This is a genomic window from Desulfofundulus sp. (genome assembly GCF_049701015.1).
Classification (GTDB): Bacteria; Bacillota; Desulfotomaculia; order Desulfotomaculales; family Desulfovirgulaceae; genus Desulfofundulus.
This window is the reverse complement of the sequence record NZ_JBNATZ010000262.1, coordinates 336-3,348: the sequence shown is the minus strand read 5'-3', so window position 1 is coordinate 3,348 and position 3,013 is coordinate 336. Positions and strand designations below refer to the sequence as shown.

Sequence of the window (3,013 nt, the reverse complement as noted above, 5' to 3'; positions counted from 1 at the left end):
ATTATCCCTTAAACTTGGGTATTATGCCAAGGTGGGTTGTATTTGACGCTTACGTAGCCGATCATTTGAAAGTCTCCAGGGAAGATTTAATCAGGGAACTTTTTTCATAAATGATAAAAATTTCATGAAAATAAACTGGGATGGGGTCGGGTGTTGCTGTTGGCATTAAAAGTTCAAAAACAATGGTGGCGGTGGCTGCTGGTTGGGACCTGCCTGCTGGCCATCGCCTATTTTTCCAGCCAGCCCTTTGCCGAGCAGGACCTGCGGCCGGAGATCTGGCGCCACGCCGGCTTGGTGAAGCGGGTACGGGAACTGCCGCCGGTAAGCTTTTCCTACAGCGGCCAGCTGGTGGACAACCGCCGTGCCCCGGCGGACTTCATCCAGTTCTGGCTACGCAAGGGGGCGCATGTGGTAATTTACGGCGCACTGGGCCTGTCATTGACCGCCGCCCTGGACGGTGCCGGTTCTGTCGGCCGGCGGCGCTGGGTGCTGGCCGGGGTAATCCTGGTCTTAGTGGCCGCCCTGGACGAGTGGCACCAGACCTTTGTCCCCGGCCGCACCGGCCGGGCAGTGGACGTACTGGTGGACCTGACTGGCTACACGGTCCTGGCCTTTTTCTTTTCGAAAAAAAGCAAAAACCTGCAGGTGTAGAGGAGGCATTTTATGCACGTTCTGGTTACCGGCGGGGCCGGCTACATCGGCAGCCATACGGTAAAGGAACTGCTCCGGGCTGGTTATAAGGTGACGGTGGTGGACAACCTTTCCCGCGGTCACCGTGCGGTGGCGCGGGTGCTCGCCGGGGCTGAATTCGTATGGGGTGATATTGCGGACCGGGAGCTGGTGGTAGGGCTGCTGAGAGCGCGCGGCGTTCAGGCCGTCCTCCACTTTGCTGCGCTGAGCCTGGTGGGGGAATCGGTGGCCGAACCGTCCCTTTATTACCATAACAACGTGGTCAAGGGCCTGTCTCTCCTGGAGGCGGTAAGGGAAGCGCGGGTCCCTTATTTTATCTTTTCTTCCACCGCTGCCGTTTACGGAGAGCCGGTGCGGGTGCCCATTGAAGAGGGCCACTCCCTGGTCCCCACCAACCCCTACGGGGCCACCAAGCTGGCCTTTGAGGAAGCGCTGCGCTGGTACGGCGTTGCCTACGGTTTAAAGTACATCATCCTGCGGTACTTTAACGCCGCCGGAGCCGACCCGGAGGGCGAACTGGGTGAGGACCACCAGCCCGAAACCCACCTCATTCCCCTGGTGCTGCAGGCGGCCCTGGGGCTGCGCCCGAAAGTGACCATTTTTGGCACCGATTATCCCACGCCGGACGGGACCTGCATGCGGGACTACATCCACGTCACTGACCTGGCGGCGGCCCATGTGCTGGCGCTGCGGGCCCTGGCGGGCGAGCTTCTTTCGGGGGCATACAATTTGGGTAACGAGCAGGGCTACTCGGTTCGGGAGGTGGTGGAGGTGGCAAAGCGGGTGACCGGGCGGAACTTCCCGGTAGAGGAAGGAGCACGGCGGCCGGGGGACCCGGCGGTGCTGGTGGCCTCCTCCCGGCGCATCAGGGAAGAGCTGGGCTGGCGCCCCCGCTACGGCGACCTGGAAACCATCGTCCGCACGGCCTGGGAGTGGCACCGGCGGCACCCGGAGGGCTATGGAGATGGGAGTGAGACGGGCTTTCATGATTGACCTGGCCGTGTTAAATTTAAGCAGGTACCAGTAGGGGAATGACATGGGAAGTGACTTTACAGCAGTATAAATTCATGGGATAATCCTATTAGTGATTCTATTAGTGAAAACTAAAAAATCAACTGGAGTAAAGCAACTCAAAGAGATTTAGCGGGTTATGAGAGGAATTCACAATTTAGTCGAAGGATAATCTTCAGGGGTGTTCGCTATGTTTAGTCCCAAAAAACAAAAACAATCGGAAACCACCTCTAAAAAATCTGTATATATCATTATAAATCCCTGGAAGCGGAGGCAGATTGCCCGGAGGAAAGCAGCTGCCGAAGCATTAAAGGGTATTTGGGCTGATAAGGATGATTCCTTCTTTTCGGGGCGGTAACTCATGCGAATTTTGCTGGATACCAATATTTTGGTTGATTATTTTCGTTCGCAAAGAAGTTCCCGCCCTAAAAATCAGCGGCAAGCATATTGTTGCCAGCAAGCGGACCAATTCATTGACCAGTCGATTGAACGGGGTGTAGAATTGGCCATATCATGTCACACTTTAAAAGAACTGCTTCAATATAAGAATATATCAGCGCAAGAAGAAAAACGAATACTGGAAAATCTCCCTTTAATGTGTGACATTCTCGATACCAACAAGGAAGTTGCTTACATTGCGGGCCTCCTATCACGCCACTCTGCCGAGTACCGTGAACACCACGTAGAAGATTGTTACATAGCGGCCATCGCCATAGCCTATAAATTGCCGCTATATACCAGAAACCCGGACGATTTTAAATATGTCCCGCATCCGGATTTGAAAATAGTGGTTCCGTATCAGTATGAGGCTGACGTAACTTCATAAACAAAATCTAATACAGCTTGTAGGCTCTTAACGAGGCGATGCTGAAGAACAATTAGTTAACAAAGAAAGCGGTCAGACCCGGTAGGTGTAGAGCTGCCGGCGTTTTCATTTGTGTGGAGGAGGTGCGGGTTCTGCCGCCGGTAAGCTTTTCCTACCGTGGCCAGCCCGTGAACAACCGCCGAGCTCCAGCGGATTTCATCCAGTTCTGCTGCGCAAGGGAGCGCATGTGGTAATTTACGGAGCACTGGGCCTGTCGCTGGCCGCTGCCCTGCAAGGGCTGAATAAGAGACGCTGGTTTGTGGCGGGGATGATCCTGGTTCTGGTGGCCTCCCTGGACGAGTGGCGCTAGACCGAAACCCACCTCATTCCCCTGGTACTGCAGGCGGCCCTGGTGCTGCGCCCGAAAGTGACCATTTTTGGCACCGATTATTCCACGCCGGACGGGACCTGCATGCGGGACTACATCCACGTCACTGACCTGGCGGC

The 3,013-nt window shown here is 55.3% G+C and carries 4 protein-coding genes and 1 pseudogene; all 5 read left to right on the top strand.

Translation table 11 applies throughout. The annotated features are described in order from the left end of the window. Positions 1 to 150: 150 nt before the first annotated feature. Positions 151 to 651, top strand: coding sequence for a VanZ family protein (locus ACPLUI_RS12815; protein ID WP_424660644.1), 501 nt, complete (start codon positions 151 to 153; stop codon positions 649 to 651). A 12-nt stretch (positions 652 to 663) separates the two neighbouring features. Then, a complete protein-coding gene (gene galE, locus ACPLUI_RS12810) occupies positions 664 to 1,683 on the top strand; it encodes a UDP-glucose 4-epimerase GalE (RefSeq protein WP_424660643.1) in 1,020 nt (339 codons plus the stop codon). Positions 1,684 to 2,062: 379 nt separating this feature from the next. Continuing rightward, positions 2,063 to 2,527 (top strand): type II toxin-antitoxin system VapC family toxin, encoded by a 465-nt coding sequence (locus ACPLUI_RS12805; protein WP_424660642.1) that lies wholly within the window; start codon positions 2,063 to 2,065, stop codon positions 2,525 to 2,527. A gap of 109 nt (positions 2,528 to 2,636) precedes the next feature. Further along, a complete protein-coding gene (locus tag ACPLUI_RS12800; protein WP_424660641.1) occupies positions 2,637 to 2,876 on the top strand; it encodes a VanZ family protein in 240 nt (79 codons plus the stop codon). 3 nt (positions 2,877 to 2,879) lie between these two features. Beyond that, positions 2,880 to 3,013: pseudogene (locus ACPLUI_RS12795) on the top strand (UDP-glucose 4-epimerase GalE); the annotation flags it as partial.